A 16,725-nucleotide genomic window follows, 5' to 3' on the forward strand; every position below is an offset into this window, starting at 1 on the left:
GTTTTTTCGGGTATCAAAATTGCCTGCATACAAGAAAGAAAGGGGCGGCTCCGCCCCCCTTCAGAACCCCCTGCAAGGGGACCAGTCCCCTTGACCCCATTATTTCACAATCAAATATCATGCCTGAAAAAACCTGCGTCATTTCAGTATACTTAATAAGATACTGAGTTTGATTATCGTTGTGCTGCGATACGGTCAATCATGGCCTTGATGGCCTTTATCTGTGGCCCCTGGTTGTTGTAGAAATCGGGGTTTTCGTAGCCGAAGAAGTCCCAGCAGCCTGCCGGATTAATAACGGGGCCATTTTTGGTCTGCGGATACAGTACGATGATGTTGTTTGCCTCAGCCCATTCGTTAAATCCTGCCCGCTTGTAGAATATGTCGCCAACCCATTCGGGGTTTTGCATACAACCGTGAAAGACGACGTGGAGCCTGCATGAGGTGCCTCCATCCTTGTGACATGCCGTTGGAACGTACATATAGCCGGTGTCGCAGAGATAGCTTCCACTGTAAAACTCTGCCTGATTAAACGGGACGAAGTTGCCCGTTGCAGCAACCGGCGGGTTTAGTCTCCCATAGATGTGACGGAGAGCCTCACCGGCGCCGTTGTAATTACAGTTGTTGATAAACGGTAATTCCTGACTGTTGCAGGGTTTTCCGAAATTGTCTGTTGGCATACCGTGTTGGGCGTTTTTGAGCTTGATGTATTTGATGTTGCTGTTGCTTACGAAGTTCAGGTAGTACTTGTACACCAGGTCCATAAAGGCGGGGGCGACTATTGTGTCATATTCGGCGGCGTACAGGTATACGTTTTGGTTGGCCATGTGTGAGGGGGCATTAATCTTTCCGGCAGTGGCCATTTTCCGTGTTTCGTTGATTGATGCCGGAAGGTCTATCTTTTCGTTCAGGGATTCGGTCAGGTTAAATATCAGCTTGTCTATTTCAAAATTTCCTGCCACGGCCATCTTGTAGACGTCGTTGAGGAATCCGGAGGGATTTAGCTCCTGGTTGAAGCACTTCATCATGGCGCCAAAGAGCTTGTCCTTTGAGAAGTGGTAATAGGGGGCGCCGGAGAAGACCGCTATACCATTAAAGATAGCCGAATGCGTGACATGCACCTGGACTGCCATATGTCCGCCGGAGGAAAACCCCGACAGCGATATCTGCGACCTGTCAACGTTATATGACTCTAATGTGTGTCCTGCCATAACTCTGCATCTACATTAGCACATCTCATGACTGTTTGGCAACACGGTTCTATCTTTGAGTACGTGTATCTATGGCTTTTGAACTTTTTGCCCTTTTTTTGACTGTAAACCAGCATGGATACTATATGTTATTTTTAGTGTGTACCTAATTCAGCCAAAACCCAAGCCGGGTGCATAAAAAAGTCATGGACGCCTTGGGGAAAGAAAAGGACGGTTTCGCTCCGAGGCAACCTCCGCAACATCATCACGGTCACGCATTCCCCTGTAAGTACAACCTCAACTCGGCTACTGATGCAGACCGCTTGATAAGCGCACTGAGTTCATTCAACTTATCTATTTTGTCAATGGACCTGAGCATCGCCATCAGTTCAAGCCCCTCAGGGCCATACTTAATCTCAAGCATTCCTTCTATCCCTTCCAGCTTGCCTTTGAGTTCACCTTTGAGTTCGCCTTCTTGCCTGCCTTTGAGTTCGCCCTTTATAAATACGTCCTTAAAGACCTCGTATTCATCCAAATCAATAGTTATCGGCATATTCATTACCTCCTGTTTTACTTTATGTACCAAATTTCTTAGCCCGGAAAGATATAGCAACTTCTTGATATAATTTTCCCTTTCAACGGGTGACAACAGGCAGAGTTTAACAAGTATCCTCCTGATGGTAACTTCTGCATCCTCGAACTTGCACAGGATGGCCAGTATGATGTCATCAGGGTCATCGCTGTCAATGAGATAGTCGCCGTCAAGAGTTCGACTGTCTATGAGCTTGTAGGCATACTTTATAAATCCAAACTCCATACTGCTGTTCATACTCAGAGGTTTGTTGCCAATATACAAGACAATCTGGATTGGTAATTTCTTGTACTGGTTGTATATCAACCCGGCATAGAGAAACATACGTCCTAACATATTGCTATCGTTTGTCGATTGCATTTCGATCTGGACGATATCATTACCCGGCGCCGTCTCAAACGCAATATCGACACACCTGTTCTGAACGTCGGGGAATTGGACATCTATGAACTTGCCCGCCTCATAGCCAGTCAGCAGCTTCAGAAACCTCTGCGGCACATCCTTTATGATGTCCTTTAATGTTATGTCATACTTCTGGTGCATGACTACTATAGTAATACCATATGAGTGTTCCTGTCAACAGTGATTTTACGTATCCTCTTAAAAAAGAATGGTAAAAGGTTTAACAGGAAGGGGTCAAGGGGACTGGTCCCCTTGCAGGGGGTTCTGAAGGGGGGCGGAGCCGTCCCGTTCTTTCTTTTTTTTAACATCAGTGAAGGAGAACAAATTTACCGTGCCTCTCTCCCTATGTTATTTTTATGGTATAATACCATAGAAATGCTATAGAAAAGAGGAAAGACTAACGATGAAAAAGACGAGAATAACCGCTGCCTTTGAGAGACTGGGCAGCGTAGGGAAGAAGGCCTTTATCCCCTACATCATGGCTGGGGATGTGTCGCTGGATAAGACGCAGGAACTAGTTCTGTTTCTGGAACGACACGGGGCTGATATCGTAGAGCTTGGCGTACCGTTTTCGGACCCCTTGGCTGACGGCCCTACCATACAGCGTGCCGCCGAACGGGCACTGCAAAACCACGTGACACTATCAGGGGTCATACGGGCCGTCAAGTCGCTGCGGAGCCAAACGCAGCTCCCTATTGTCCTGATGACCTACTTCAATCCGGTCTACAAGCTGGGCCTTACACGCTTCATCGACGACGCCACAACAGCCGGGGTAGATGGCGTAATCATCCCCGACCTGCCTCCCGATGAGGAAACGGACTTTATATGTTCCTGCGCCGATAGTGGCCTTGATACGATATTCCTCCTCGCTCCAACGTCCACAGAGGACAGGATAGAGCTGGTTGTGCAGGCATCGCGGGGGTTTATATACTACGTCTCCATTACCGGCATCACCGGTTCAAAGATATCGATAGACACCGAAATGCGGACGATGATCCGGCGCATCGGCCAGATGTCGGCCAAACCGGTCGCAGTTGGCTTTGGCGTCAAGACCCCGCAGGAGGCAAAAGAGGTGGCAGAACTGGCCGATGGCGTCATCGTTGGAAGCTCAATTGTCAACGCCATCCACAAAGACGAAGGCTCCCTTGAGTCGTACATAAATGCCCTGAGAGAGGCCATATAGGGGACTATTATTATGGCCTGGTTTAAGCGCTCATAAGGACGTCAGCACAGGCCTACAGCGGGGGTTTTAACCGGCTCACACTGCCACAAGCGGAACATGCTCAGAGAGCCGGCCCTTCATCGTTGATCGTCTATATGGCCAACAAGAATCCTTCCCTGCGCAAGGTCAGCTTTGCCCTCATGGGAGTAAATCCTTAGCAGATGACGTCCAAATTCCCGCATTCTGTCAAAACATTGACACCAGGTAGCGCTGACAAATGACGCCACCTCTGTCAGAGTCTCTTACACATGTGGCAGACTTGTGCCGTTGCCGTAAAGTCCTGCAACATCTGTATTAACAGACTCCTTACAGGCACTTGCCCCCAACAGAATCACCATGAACTTCAACAACAACCCAACTCAAGCCTCCCCCCGGATAGGGCTATTGCCGTATGGTACGTATTTTGCAAAGTACTTGAGATACGTCGGTAAAGTCATCTTTTTAAGATACTTCTACGAAACAAAAGACGAAGACTGTATGTGTAAGAAGGCGTTTTGAGATGATAGGATTATTTAGCAAAAAAAACGAACCTGCAGGAGAGATCACCATGAAGAAGCTCTTTGAGGTAAAAGGTAAAGGGAAGGCAGTCGAAAAGAAAGAGGATACCAAAAACGATATTGCCATACTGGAACATACGGCTAATGTCATCTTCAAGAAACTCGAAAAGCAAATAGAAATTCTTGAGGCAATAGAGGCCTCTGTGGATGCCAAGCTGGTAAACTTTGAGCGACTGTTACACATGGCTGATTCGGTTAATCACCCCCAGGGTGCGGTCAACAGACAGCAGGAGGTCATGGCCCTGACATACAGGGGACTGGACATGGACGAAATAGCGGACGTACTGGGAATGCAGAGGGGAGAGGTTGAGCTGATCCTTAATCTCAATAAATAGCACAGGTTAGTCCATGAGCGGATTGAGGTAGTGGAATAATATTCCCCCTCCGGGGACGAATATGTCCGGTGCTGGGGGTGACGCTAAAAATCCGAATTGGGCTTTATCGGCGCCGTGTGGGCAATGGGGCTCAACGGAGGTTGGGGGCTGCCGTCAATATTTTATTGGGTACCAAACTTGCAAAATAATACGAAGGAGCAATTGACATGTATAAAGGGATTTATATAGCCGCATCGGGGGCAATTATGAAGCAGCGTCACATGGAGACGGTATCGAACAACCTCGCAAATGCCGCCACGTATGGCTTTAAAGAGGACGGTATAACCTTCAGGGACTACCTGATGTCGGAATTCAGTGATACCGGCGATGAGGAACAGGCAAAGGTTGGCATCGGTGGTCGTTCAGGAGATGGCAGGATTATGACATACCTCTCCGACACCTATACCGATCATAGCAGTGGTGCGATGATCAGTACCGGCAACCCCCTGGACCTTGCCATTGATGGCCCTGGTTTCTTTGCCCTTGAGGGGGATAAGTACACGCGGGCGGGTAACTTTAAGTTAGACTCCGAGGGCTTTATCACCACCACAAAGGGTGTAAGGGTGCTTGGCAGCGGTGGCGCCATACAGGTGCCTAATGGCAAGCTGGAGATAAGCTCCTCGGGTGATGTTGCCGTTGATGGCACGATAATAGATAAGCTCAGGGTAGTTGGCTTCTCCGACAAGGCCAAGCTGAAAAAGGAAGGAGATACCAACTATACGTCCAACGAGGCAGCCATTGAATCAACGTCGGGGGTAAAGCAGGGTTTCCTGGAGGCCTCCAACGTAAACGTGGTACAGGAGATGGTCAACATGATCGAACTGTACAGGGAGTACGAGTCAAATCAAAAGATGGTGCAAACCTTTGACGAGGCCGCTTCAAAGGTCGTAAACGAAATGGCAAGGGTGTAAGGTGCCGGCAATGATGAGAAAAATTTTAAGGAGGGAAATATAAATGTTAAGGTCTTTGTTTATAGCAGCAACGGGAATGAATGCACAAAAGTTGAGCATAGATGTGGTCTCCAATAACCTGGCCAATGTCTCAACGTATGGCTACAAGCAGGGGCGGGCGGAGTTTCAGGACCTCATGTATCAGGCCATGAAGTCCCCCGGCGGGCCAACGGCGGAGGGTAAAATGTCTCCCACCGGTGAGCAGATCGGTCTTGGTGTACGTACCGGCTCCATAGGCAAGATATTTAAGCAAGGTGACTTCGTCAACACCAACAACGAACTGGACGTGGCCATAGAGGGCGAAGGATTTTTCCAGATTACCATGCCCGACGGTACAGTTGCATACACGCGTGCAGGGGCATTTAAGCTCGACAGCGAAGGCAAGATAGTAAACGAAGAGGGTTACTCACTGGAGCCGGAGCTTACCGTACCACAGGACACCACCTCTTTGACCATCGGTTCCGATGGCGTGGTCAAGGTACAGCAGAACAACCAGACAACTATGACGGAGCTTGGTCAGATAGAGCTGGCGAGGTTTGTCAATCCGGCGGGTCTCAGGGCGTTGGGTAAGAATCTCTACCAGGAGACCGAGGCCTCCGGCACGGCAGTGGTCTCAACCCCCGGATTGCAGGGGTTTGGCACCTTGGCACAGGGATTCCTCGAAACCAGTAACGTCAGCGTAGTGGATGAAATGGTCAACATGATAGTCAGTCAGAGGGCATACGAAATTAACTCCAAGGCCGTTCAGACCTCCGATGAGATGCTTCAGTTGGCAAACAACATGAAACGGTAACGGAATTTAAAGGACCAGAGACAAGGAATAGTGCATATATGGTAGCCTTAGTATTAGCGGCAGTGTTAAGCGGGTGGTCTGCCCAGGGGGTTGTCACCGACTACATCAGGGACAACTATCCGTGGTCAGAGGTGCGGGTGCAATCCGTAGATGAACCTGCGCCCCTGCCACTTGATGCCCCCGAGGGGATAGTGCTGCTCAGTGGCAAGGTACCGGGAAGGGCAACCTTCCAGTTGAAGTTCCTCACAGGGGATGCGATAAACTACGTGGTGGACGTCGATGCCTACGATTGGGTAGTAAATGCACGCAAGACACTAAAAAAGGGTGATGTTATCGGTGAGGGAGATGTCTACAAGGAGCAGGTAAATATCAAACGGATACCTATTGGCGCCATAACAGAGGAGAGCGAATGTATAGGCAGGACGCTCACCCGTTCAGTCCCCGTCAACCGAGCCATCACAGAGCGTGTCTTGGATAACCTCTATGCCATCAAAAGGGGACAGGAAGTGCAGATGCTGTATGAAAGTGGTGCCGTGCGGATCACGGCAAAGGGCATAGCCAGAGAAAACGGCAACGTTGGAAAATCGATCAAGGTTGAAAATCCATCGTCAAAAAAAATAGTCGTTGGCAAGGTTGTTGACAGTCATACCGTAAGAGTGGAGAGATAAAATGACAAAGCTCAAGGAAATAATATCATTGATAACTTGGTTATCGGTGGGGGTTGCAATGCTTGCGGCAAGTGGTTGTTCAACACCGGCAAGCAAGTTGCCATCATCCCCGCCGTCCTACGTATATGCCCCGGCGTCGCCTAGGGACCCCCAACAACAGGGGTCACTCTACAGTGATTCGGCAAGCCTCTACGAAGACAGTCGCGCCAGAAGGGTAAACGACCTGGTGACGATAAAGATCGTTGAAAACATCAAGGCCAACACCAAGGAAGAGACCACCGCAGACAAGGAGTCCAGCTACAACTCGGCGCTGTCGAACTTTTTTAACGTTACATCCAAGACTGCCGGACTCGTAAACGGTGCGGCAACCAATCCCCAACTGTCAACCACCAACAAGGACAAGTTCAGTGGCAAGGGTGAAGTAAAACAGGAAGGTAGCTTCCTGGGTTCCATCACGGCCAGGGTCATGGAGGTGCAACCCAACGGCAACCTCATCATAGACTCACGCAAGGAGATCACGATTAACTACGAAAAGCAGATACTAGTCCTGCAGGGTATCATCAGACCCAACGACGTGGACGCCAACAACGTAGTGATGAGCCAAAAAGTGGCCGACGTCAGACTGTACCTGGTGGGAGACGGCCTTCTGCAGGAGCTCCAGACACCGGGATGGTTGGGCAGGCTGTTTGGACAGGCAAGGCCATTCTGATGAACAAGTCAGCCAAGATAGGTATCAACAACATTACGATGAAGGATTATGGGGTCAAGGGGACTGGTCCCCTTGCAGGGGGTTCTAAAGGGGGGCGGAGCCGCCCCTTTCTTTCCCTTCTTTCCCTCTTGATAGCGATGACTCTCATGCTGCCGATATCTCAGGTGTACGCCGAACGCCTCAAGGACGTGGCAAGCATCAGAGGGATCAGGGAAAATCAACTGGTGGGCTATGGGTTGGTCGTCGGCCTGACCGGCACGGGTGATAAGAAGGGTGCGATGCTCATGAGTCTGACCAATATGCTGTACAAGATGGGCATAACGATAGACCAGAAGGACGTTGTATCCAAAAACGTGGCCGCCGTGATGGTAACGGCCAAGCTGCCCCCGTTTCCCAAGGTAGGCAGAAAGATAGACGCCACCGTGTCGGCCATAGGGGATTGCAAGTCACTCCAGGGTGGGGTACTGCTTATGACGCCGCTTAAGGGCCCCGATGGTAAGGTATATGCCCTTGCCCAGGGTGGCGTGTCGATAGGCGGGTTTGCAGCAGGGCGTGGCGGGGCCACGGTGCAGAAGAACTTCCCCACGGTGGGCAATGTCCCCGAGGGGGCAACGATAGAAAAGGAGTTCGGCTACGACCTGGCAAACGCCGAAGACTTCACCATTGTCCTTAACAAGACGGACTTTACAACGGCGTCAAATATAAAAAACGCCATCAATAAACACCTCAAGGGTGATTACGCCAAGACGCTTGACCCCTCATCGGTGAAGGTAACGGTACCGGAGCAGTACAGGGGGGATGTTGTAAGCCTGGTCAATGACCTTGAGGCCGTTGATGTGAGCATAGATGTTCCGGCAAAGGTGATCATAAACGAGCGCACGGGCACCGTGGTTATCGGCGAAAACGTCAGGCTGTTGCCTGTGGCCATTGCCCACGGGGACCTGACCATAGAGATAACCGAGGCCACGCCCACCGATGTGGCGCTCCAGGCGATGGGTGGACAGTCCGTGCAACCAGGCGTCAGCGTAAAGGAAAGCACCAAGGTGTCGTTGTCCAAGATTTCCGGCACCAATCTTGGCGACATCGTATCGGGCTTAAACAAACTGGGTGTTTCCCCCAGGGACCTGATAGCAATAATGCAGTCAATAAAGGCGGCAGGTGCACTGTCGGCTGACCTAGAGATACTATAAAAGAGGATAAATTGTTATGAAAACGGTTAACGGACTATCAGCAAACCCCATGACCGCCCTGCGCAACATAAAGGGCAAAAAGGACCCCGAAGCAATAAAGGAGATCGCCAGAGAGATGGAAGCGCTGTTTGCCGAGCAAATGGTCAAGGCGATGAGGTCTGCCTGCGGCCCGGTGGTGGGCAAGGGGCTGGGTGCGGAGATGTACGTGAACCTTTTTGATACAGAGATAGCGAGGCTTATGTCCCAACGTGGCCTCGGTCTGCAGGATACCTTCGTAGAGCAACTGAACAGGTTGAACGAGGAAAGCGGTTCAAAACAGAAACCGGCTACCAAGGATTCAGGGGATTCCCCACAGGAGAAAGGCTCCTTAAAGAAATCCGGGGTAAGTACCGATAGTAAGTTATAGAAAACAACTTTCCTTGAAGGAGGTATAGAGATGAAGATATATAGCAATAAGCCACCGGAAGGCAAAGAGGCCATCAGCCCGGTTAAAAGAATAGACAGGGCTGAACCCTATGCTGGCGGGGGTGGAATGTCAGGCGTGGAGAAGGTAACGACCTCCGACAAGGTCAACCTCTCACCACGGGCAAAGGATTTTGAAGAAATAAGAGGGAGAATAGATCAGCTCCCCGAGCAGCGAATGGACAAGATAAAGATACTCAAGGAATCCATCGAAAACGGTACCTACAGTATTGACTCAAAGGCCATTGCCGCTAAAATACTGCAAGAGATGTCATGAAAACAACAGATGCTTTAAAGAAAATTCTCAATGAGCAGGTCATTGGGTACAAGGCGTTGTTTGAACTCTTGCAGGTAGAGCGGCAGTCTCTGGTTGACTTTAACGAACAGAGCGTCGAAAGACTTTCGAAGGAGAAAGACACCCTCGTGCTAAAGCTCAGGCTGCTGGAGGACGAAAGGGTCAGGCTCATGAGAAAATATTCTTTGGAGGCATCAAAAGAGGCAAAGGCCAGGCAGGTACAAGCCGGTACCAACGATGGTAACAATCAACAGGTTTACACAAATATCAAAGCCGACATCAGTCTCAAAGAACTGGCAGAGATAACCGGTGATAGTGTGTTCCTTGATATCCGCTCAAAGCTGAGATCGCTGCTCCAAGGTATTGAAGAGTTAAATGACTACAACAAGATTCTGATAGAACGTTCGATAAACTATCTGAAAAATAACCTGAACTTTCTGAGGACCCTCGGGATTAACCCAAATGTTGTCAGAAAGGGGTTCTTCATTACAAAGGAGGCTTAAATGTCTGTTACAGCTTTGTTTGACATAGCGAGGTCGGCAATAATGGCATCCAGGACTGGCCTGGAAGTTACGGCTAACAACATCGCCAATGTCAATACACCGGATTACAGTAGGCAGGATACGATTCTGCAAATATCATCCCCGCTGATGACGCATGTTGGGGAGATCGGCAGGGGAGTGGATGTTGCCGATATCAAGAGACGGTATGACAAGTTCATAGAGACGCAGTTGATCTACGAGAGGTCCAACATGGGCAGAAGTGCAATGCTGGATGACACGTACTCCAAGTTAGAAGACGCCCTCAATGAACAAACAGGTGTCGGACTTGGCAGCATAATCACAGACCTGTTTAATGCCTGGCAAGAGATAGCCACCAACCCCGGTGCCTCAGCCCAGAGAAACCTCCTGTTGACAAAGGCAACCGAACTCGTCGATAAGGCTAAGGAGATCGAAAAGAGGCTGACCGACCTTGCGGCCTCCGTGGATAAGGAAATTCCATCCGTAGTTGACAATATCAATAAACTGGCGGATACAATAGCACGATTGAACTTAAATATAGCCCAGACAGAGGCCGGCTCAACACACGAGGCAAACAACCTCCGTGACCAGAGAACAGGCGCATTGAAAGAACTCGCCGAACTGGTGAAGTTCGACAGCTTCGAAGATGAATTTGGACGAGTCAACGTGATCGTAGGCCAGAGAAATCTCGTCAGCGGCAACATAGTTCATCCCATGCAGGGTACCAAGACGGCAGCAAACAAGTTCAGTGTCGCCGTGGGTGACATCGACGTCACCGACAAGATAACTAACGGCAGACTAGGCGCCTTGCTCGAGCTAAAGAACTCCGACCAGAGCGGAGTGCCCTTTGCCATCTCAAATATGAGAAGAATTGTCGGCTCCATCACAAACGAGGTAAATATCATCCAGTCCACGGGGTTTGGACTAAACTCCACCCAATCCGACTTCACTCTGACCAATAATACCCCTGCGGCAACCACTACCGGCGTTATATCCTCAACGAGCATCACGAACTTTACAAACTTTATCCCCGGTGACTATCAGATCAAGTTTTCGGCAACAGGGACGACATACGATGTCTACAGAAACGGACAATTATCAAGCAGCGGTAATGCCTACAACGGTTCAACCATCAGCTTAAATGGCATGGATATCAACTTCTCAACCGCCGCGGCGGCAAACGATGCCTTCTATGTCTCAGCCAAAGGGCATGACCTGTTTAACTCCTACTCACCAACCGTCGTAAATTACAACAGCACGACCGTCACCGACGTCAGTGCGATAATATTTGACAGAAGCTCGCTTACCTACAAAGAATATGAGGTGAGATTCACGGGCACCAACACATACGACCTCTACGATATAAAGGAAAAGACCACCGTCAGTGGTACTCTCACATCAGCCAACACGTTGATCGTGGACGGCATCCAGATGAGCTTTTCTGCAGCCCCGCAGGCAGGGGATGTCTTTAAACTCTCCCCGATAGACCTGGCAATTAAAAATAGCGGCGTAGCTATCACCGATATAGAAAAAATCGCAGCGGCAGCGGGCTCACCAGGCCTACCCGGCGATAACAGAAATGCCCTGGCAGCCGTGCAACTGGCCGAGTTCAAACACGCTACCAACTCGTCTATGAAAAACAGTACATTCAGCGATTTCTACTCCGCCTTTGTCGTCACCGCAGGAGGCTTTAGTAGGGCAGCCAAGGACAACAACACGTTTGAATCAAACATGTTCAACGAGCTTACACAACGACGAAACTCCGTGTCGGCCGTATCGCTGGATGAGGAGGCCATGAATATCATTCGCTTCCAGAAGGGATTTGAGGCCGCCGCACGACTTGTAAGCGTAACCGACGAAATGCTCAAGACGCTGGTGAACCTATGAGAGTCTCCACATTTATGATATATGACCGCACCAAGCAGAGCTTTCAGGGCAACTTCGCCAAGCTGTACGAGGTGCAACGAAAACTGGCCTCCGGGCTTAAGATAAATAAACCTTCTGATGACACTATAGGAATGCAGAAGGTACTGGACTACAAACTCACGCTCAATCACAACGAGCAATACAGAAAAAACATGGACGATGCACGCTCCTTCCTGGAGGCAACGGACTCCGCCCTTGAGGCCGTAACGGATAACCTCCAGCGCATGCACGAACTGATGATAGATGCCTCAAACGGCTCACGAGGCCCCGTTGACAGACAGGATATAGGAAAAGAAATAGCAGTCCTCAAAGATGCCCTCTATAACCTGTCAAACAGCAAGTTCAGAGACAGATACCTGTTTTCGGGCTTCAACGCCTACACCTCCAGCTATGCCACTAACGCCGGCGGCTCCTACACCTACCTCGGAGATGCCAACCAGATCAACGTGGATATAAGCCTGACCGGTCGGGTGACCGAAAACATAACCGGCACAGATGCCTTTGCCATGTCCCTGGCACGCTCGGAGTCCATGCGTGTGGATACCGGTAACTTTGCCCACATCTCCTCCATAGCCAGCAGCGCACAGATCACAATTGTCCTTAGTACCTCAAGCGACCCAACGGTTGCCGGCTACGACCAGTTGAGCTTTACCAATTACATCGATATGGCAAAAGAAATTGAAAACTCCCTCAATACCGATAACATCGAAAGACTTTCGGCTCTGCAAAAATGTGTCTTCTTCGCCCTGGACAAAACGACAACCGTGCGCTCAACCGTCGGGGCAAGGCTAAACTATATCAGTTCAACACGGCAGGCCAACGAAGATTCATCCATGGGGGTTGAGGCGGTAAAGTCCAACGTAGAGGATGCCGATATGGCCGAGGTCATGAGTGATATCTCAAAAACAGAGGTGGCCCTTCAGGCCCTGAGACAGACATCGGCTCAGATATTGTCACAGTCCCTGCTGGACTTTATAAAGTAAATTGTACCCCCACGCATAGAAAAAAAGATGTACTTCTTTACTGATTTGTTCTATAATAACCGTATAGCTGAATTTGTTCAGACTTATAGTGTATTGCATATTTGCATTGCTTAAGAAAAAGAATTGTGCTTTAAAAGGAGGGCAAGATGCTCGTATTGACAAGGAAGTCAGAAGAGGCAATAAAGCTGGGTGATCTTATCACTATCACTATCGTAGAAATAAAAGGTAATAAGGTCAGGCTGGGAATAGATGCACCAAGCGGTGTCAGAATATACAGAAAGGAACTGTATGAAAGGATAAAGGCAGAAAACTTACTATCTGCCGGGTTGACCAAAAACGACTTTGACGAGATAAAAAATGCAATACTGTAATAGTGTTTTATTTGAAACAACGCGGTTTGGTCCTCTAGTGATACAAACCGGTAAAATCATAGAATTCCCCGAGGGTCTGCTGGGCTTTGCAGACCTCAAGAGGTATATCCTGATCGATCATAAGGATACCCCGCTTAAGTGGCTACAGGCAATTGACGACCCTGACATAGCCTTTATCGTTACAGCCCCGGCTATTGTATCGACTGATTTTACCCTGACTATTGATTCCGCTACCAAAAAATACCTGGAAGCAGAAAATGATGCCGACATAGTTGTCCTTGTTATCATCAGGGTAGACAATGGACAGGTAATTGCAAACTTCAGGGGACCGCTTGTCTTTAATGCCGCCAAAATGAGAGGCATACAGATTGTCTTGGATAAACTATAGTCACCACATCTAAGGCTGTATGATAGAAAACTACGGCTTAACCAAGTCCGACAGTATTGTCACTGTCTTACGCACTGAGAGCAGACCGATCACACTGTTCTCTGGCGATGTGATGATGGCCGATGTCCTGGACGTGATAGAGTCCGGGATGGTTATGTTGCGTATAACCCCACCGCCTGGCAAGGGGGCTGGTGTCCAGGGTGGTGTCGTCACGGCCAAGACCAACGTACCGCTAAATGAGGGTGATAAGGTCATCCTCGAGGTGCTCGGCTCAGGCAAAGAGGTCAGGTTTAGATACCTGGGCACGGAAAAGGGTGAGCAGGAAGCCGGTGGACAGGAAACACCCACAAAAACCCCACTGGAACAGTTACAACTAAGGGTCTTCAGTCTGCTGTCAGAGCTATCAGACGCCAAACTCCAGAGTGAAGACCTCAAAACCCTCAAGGCCGCCTTCGACGCCATCCCGGTGAGCATTAAGAGTAACTATCCGGAATTTTCGATGTTTTCCAAATTCGCACCCGACATAGAGCAGATAGATGCCAACATCCTGAAGTCAGCCATAGAGGGGGCGGGCGTGCTGTTTGAATCAAAACTCAAGACTGCCGTCATGCAACAAATAAAGCAGGCCCCTGATGTGCTGCTTGCAAAGGAGACCCTGCATGGGGTCATCAACGTGGCAACCCTGGGGCTTGAGGAGCTTCAGGGGCTGAAGTTTGACATAAGGGGGGCGCTAAACACCATCGTCTTTAAGGCTGAAACGGGGTTGTACGCCCTGCAGGATGTCAAAAGTGATATCGACCTCAGACAACTGCTCAATGCCCCCCTGGAAAAGGTGGAACTGGCGTTGCAGTTACCCCTGGATGGCAAGCTAAGAGACTCGCTGATGTATCTCAAACAGAGACTGCTTGATATAATGCAGACACACGACCCCGTCAGGCAAGAACAACCCAAAACGGCTATCAACTTTGCCGATGATCAGAAGGCCCTGTTGTTCAGGCTCCAGGACGTGCTGTCTGAGGGCAGGGTCGCCGATATCCTGAAATACTCTGTCGGCAGAAAAGACGACATCCCCGACATTGTAGAGCGATTGCTCAAACACATAGAGTATTTCCAGGTCTCCTCAAAGGCCAATGACATGGTCTACTCGTTCTTGCCCTTTTCCTGGCAGGGGTTGAGGGATGGTGAGATGTTGTTCAAGAGAAACAAGTATTCCTCCAAAAAGACCTTTACCTGTGACATCAATCTCAATCTCCGGCAACTGGGTAAGTTGTCGATATCGGCAACGCTTTCGGATCGGGTGTTCTTTATATCCTTCCATGCCGAACGACCTGAGACCAAGGAGCTGATCGCTATCCACAGGTACGAGCTTGAAAGACGCTTTGCAGAGGTCGGCCTGGACCTCAAGGTCATAAACGTGGCATTGAAGGAAGAGATCGACTTTGCGGAGGCCAAAAACACCAGGGCCTTGGACCTCGTGGTGTGAGTTATCCCGCGTATGAATGAAAAACCCCGCAAAGCCGCAGCGTTAAAGTACAAGCCTGGTGTTCCCGGTGCCCCCAGGTTGGTGGCCAAGGGGGCCGGCACGGTGGCTGACAAGATCGTTGAGATGGCTCAGGCAAGCGGCATCCCCGTTACAGAGGACAGGCAACTTATCGAAATCCTCTCCGCCCTCGACCTCTATCAGGAGATTCCATATGACCTCTACAAGGCCGTAGCAGAAATACTCGCCTTCGTCTACTCGATAAGCAAAAAGGCATGAGATATATTGCCCCTATTTTCATGTGATACCTTAAGGATACGTTGATATGTTTGAAGACATGCCTGTAATTTATGACTCATTTCAGATTGATGCCCGGCTTGTTGTAGCAAGGGATGACGCATTCAATGCCTGTCAGAAGTTACCGAATAATACCTTTTCTCTTATTGTTAGTTCACCGCCTTACAATATAGGCAAAAATTATGAAAAGGAACTGCCCTTGCAAGAATATATACAATGGCAAGAGACAATAATCAGCCAACTGGTAAGAGTTATGAGTAAAACGGGCTGCTTGTGTTGGCAAGTTGGAAACTATATAAATAATCGTGAGGTTTTCCCTCTGGATATTTATTTTTATCCCATATTTAAGAAAATGGGGTTAATACTTCGTAATAGAATAGTCTGGCATTTTGGTCATGGGCTACATGCTTCGCATAGACTTTCAGGACGTTATGAGACCCTGTTATGGTTTACCAAATCTGAAGATTACGTTTTTAACCTTGATGCAGTAAGGGTTCCGTCTAAATATCCTGGAAAGCGTCACTATAAGGGGGAAAAACGTGGACAACCCAGTTGCAATCCTTTGGGGAAGAACCCGTCTGATTTCTGGGAAATTATAGCGGAGGAATTTGAATCCGGAATTATTGAGATTCCCAATGTCAAATCAAATCATCCGGAAAAAACCTCTCATCCCTGTCAATTCCCGATAGAACTTATAGAACGATGTGTACTTGCATTTACAAATGAAAACGACTGGATTTTGGACCCTTTCTGTGGGGTGGGTTCCGCACTGATTGCCGCTGTTAAACATAAACGCAAAGCAATGGGTATAGACAGAGATGCAGAGTATTGTGATATTGCAATACAGCGATTAAATTCATATTACGAAGGAACACTTAGAATACGCCCGATTGATAAAGAAATTTATAAACCTACAGGAAGGGAAAGTGTTTCACAAATTCCTATAGAATGGCTAATCAAGGAACAGACATAAGTGATAATTGCCGGAATCTTCTCATTATAATCATGGAAAAGAAACTGTCGAAACGAAATATCCTTACTTATTAGAGGAAATTAAAAATGTGATTTCATCTGTTAATGCTAACGAGTATATTACTAAAAAAAGTAAAGAAAAAACCATGAAAGGTAAAATGTTATATAATCCTGTTGCATTAAACAAATCTTTTAAGAAACATTTTAATAGCATGGGATGGAAAAACTATAAAGTTATATGTACCTATCCCACTCAATATTATACCGCAGCATATAATCCCAAACCTATGAGAAGTGGGGCCTTTCGTGATATGGATTTTGTAAAGGAAAGACTTGGAGTTGAAGTCCAATTTGGCAAGTACGCATTTATGGTCTATAATGTTTGC

Annotated in this window: 20 protein-coding genes; 18 read left to right on the forward strand and 2 right to left on the reverse strand. The window is 48.6% G+C overall.

Going from position 1 to position 16,725, the window contains the following annotated elements; genetic code table 11:
- Positions 1-173 precede the first annotated feature (173 nt).
- Complete coding sequence (locus HWQ67_RS02845) at positions 174-1,208, reverse strand: hypothetical protein (protein WP_218251135.1); 1,035 nt, start codon at positions 1,206-1,208, stop codon at positions 174-176.
- A 250-nt stretch (positions 1,209-1,458) separates the two neighbouring features.
- Complete coding sequence (locus HWQ67_RS02850) at positions 1,459-2,322, reverse strand: hypothetical protein (RefSeq protein WP_218251136.1); 864 nt, start codon at positions 2,320-2,322, stop codon at positions 1,459-1,461.
- Between the two features lie 262 nt (positions 2,323-2,584).
- Here HWQ67_RS02850 and trpA point away from each other — a divergent pair, with 262 nt between their 5' ends.
- From trpA to HWQ67_RS02940, 18 genes are all read left to right on the forward strand, one after another.
- Positions 2,585-3,364: a tryptophan synthase subunit alpha gene (gene trpA / locus HWQ67_RS02855; RefSeq protein ID WP_218251137.1), complete on the forward strand. Its 780-nt coding sequence runs from the start codon at positions 2,585-2,587 to the stop codon at positions 3,362-3,364.
- Between the two features lie 538 nt (positions 3,365-3,902).
- Positions 3,903-4,295, forward strand: a complete 393-nt coding sequence (locus HWQ67_RS02860; RefSeq protein WP_218251138.1) for a DUF6115 domain-containing protein — start codon at positions 3,903-3,905, stop codon at positions 4,293-4,295.
- 206 nt (positions 4,296-4,501) lie between these two features.
- Complete coding sequence (gene flgF / locus HWQ67_RS02865) at positions 4,502-5,245, forward strand: flagellar basal-body rod protein FlgF (protein ID WP_218251139.1); 744 nt, start codon at positions 4,502-4,504, stop codon at positions 5,243-5,245.
- A 43-nt stretch (positions 5,246-5,288) separates the two neighbouring features.
- Positions 5,289-6,077, forward strand: a complete 789-nt coding sequence (gene flgG / locus HWQ67_RS02870; RefSeq protein ID WP_218251140.1) for a flagellar basal-body rod protein FlgG — start codon at positions 5,289-5,291, stop codon at positions 6,075-6,077.
- Between the two features lie 38 nt (positions 6,078-6,115).
- Positions 6,116-6,745 (forward strand): flagellar basal body P-ring formation chaperone FlgA, encoded by a 630-nt coding sequence (flgA, locus tag HWQ67_RS02875; RefSeq protein WP_218251141.1) that lies wholly within the window; start codon positions 6,116-6,118, stop codon positions 6,743-6,745.
- A 1-nt stretch (position 6,746) separates the two neighbouring features.
- The gene (locus HWQ67_RS02880; protein ID WP_218251142.1) at positions 6,747-7,454 is read left to right on the forward strand and encodes a flagellar basal body L-ring protein FlgH; all 708 of its coding nucleotides are present in this window, start codon (positions 6,747-6,749) and stop codon (positions 7,452-7,454) included.
- Between the two features lie 137 nt (positions 7,455-7,591).
- The gene (locus HWQ67_RS02885; RefSeq protein ID WP_425340694.1) at positions 7,592-8,644 is read left to right on the forward strand and encodes a flagellar basal body P-ring protein FlgI; all 1,053 of its coding nucleotides are present in this window, start codon (positions 7,592-7,594) and stop codon (positions 8,642-8,644) included.
- A gap of 16 nt (positions 8,645-8,660) precedes the next feature.
- The gene (locus HWQ67_RS02890; protein WP_218251144.1) at positions 8,661-9,050 is read left to right on the forward strand and encodes a rod-binding protein; all 390 of its coding nucleotides are present in this window, start codon (positions 8,661-8,663) and stop codon (positions 9,048-9,050) included.
- A 30-nt stretch (positions 9,051-9,080) separates the two neighbouring features.
- A complete protein-coding gene (gene flgM, locus HWQ67_RS02895; RefSeq protein WP_218251145.1) occupies positions 9,081-9,383 on the forward strand; it encodes a flagellar biosynthesis anti-sigma factor FlgM in 303 nt (100 codons plus the stop codon).
- A complete protein-coding gene (locus HWQ67_RS02900; RefSeq protein ID WP_218251146.1) occupies positions 9,380-9,904 on the forward strand; it encodes a flagellar protein FlgN in 525 nt (174 codons plus the stop codon). Before flgM ends, HWQ67_RS02900 begins: the two co-directional genes overlap by 4 nt.
- The gene (flgK, locus tag HWQ67_RS02905; RefSeq protein ID WP_218251147.1) at positions 9,905-11,809 is read left to right on the forward strand and encodes a flagellar hook-associated protein FlgK; all 1,905 of its coding nucleotides are present in this window, start codon (positions 9,905-9,907) and stop codon (positions 11,807-11,809) included.
- Positions 11,806-12,831, forward strand: a complete 1,026-nt coding sequence (gene flgL, locus HWQ67_RS02910) for a flagellar hook-associated protein FlgL (protein ID WP_255317081.1) — start codon at positions 11,806-11,808, stop codon at positions 12,829-12,831. The genes flgK and flgL overlap by 4 nt, the downstream gene beginning before the upstream one ends.
- Before the next feature lie 146 nt (positions 12,832-12,977).
- Complete coding sequence (csrA, locus tag HWQ67_RS02915; protein WP_218251149.1) at positions 12,978-13,202, forward strand: carbon storage regulator CsrA; 225 nt, start codon at positions 12,978-12,980, stop codon at positions 13,200-13,202.
- A 37-nt stretch (positions 13,203-13,239) separates the two neighbouring features.
- A complete protein-coding gene (gene fliW, locus HWQ67_RS02920; RefSeq protein WP_218251150.1) occupies positions 13,240-13,590 on the forward strand; it encodes a flagellar assembly protein FliW in 351 nt (116 codons plus the stop codon).
- 19 nt (positions 13,591-13,609) lie between these two features.
- Positions 13,610-15,073 (forward strand): flagellar hook-length control protein FliK, encoded by a 1,464-nt coding sequence (locus HWQ67_RS02925; protein WP_218251151.1) that lies wholly within the window; start codon positions 13,610-13,612, stop codon positions 15,071-15,073.
- 12 nt (positions 15,074-15,085) lie between these two features.
- The gene (locus tag HWQ67_RS02930) at positions 15,086-15,349 is read left to right on the forward strand and encodes an EscU/YscU/HrcU family type III secretion system export apparatus switch protein (protein ID WP_040333869.1); all 264 of its coding nucleotides are present in this window, start codon (positions 15,086-15,088) and stop codon (positions 15,347-15,349) included.
- Between the two features lie 46 nt (positions 15,350-15,395).
- A complete protein-coding gene (locus HWQ67_RS02935) occupies positions 15,396-16,340 on the forward strand; it encodes a DNA-methyltransferase (RefSeq protein ID WP_218251152.1) in 945 nt (314 codons plus the stop codon).
- 7 nt (positions 16,341-16,347) lie between these two features.
- Positions 16,348-16,725: BglII/BstYI family type II restriction endonuclease (locus HWQ67_RS02940; RefSeq protein WP_218251153.1), on the forward strand; the 378-nt coding region annotated here is incomplete at its 3' end.

It is taken from the genome of Candidatus Magnetobacterium casense, from assembly GCF_019173545.1.
Taxonomy (GTDB): domain Bacteria; phylum Nitrospirota; class Thermodesulfovibrionia; order Thermodesulfovibrionales; family Magnetobacteriaceae; genus Magnetobacterium; species Magnetobacterium cryptolimnobacter.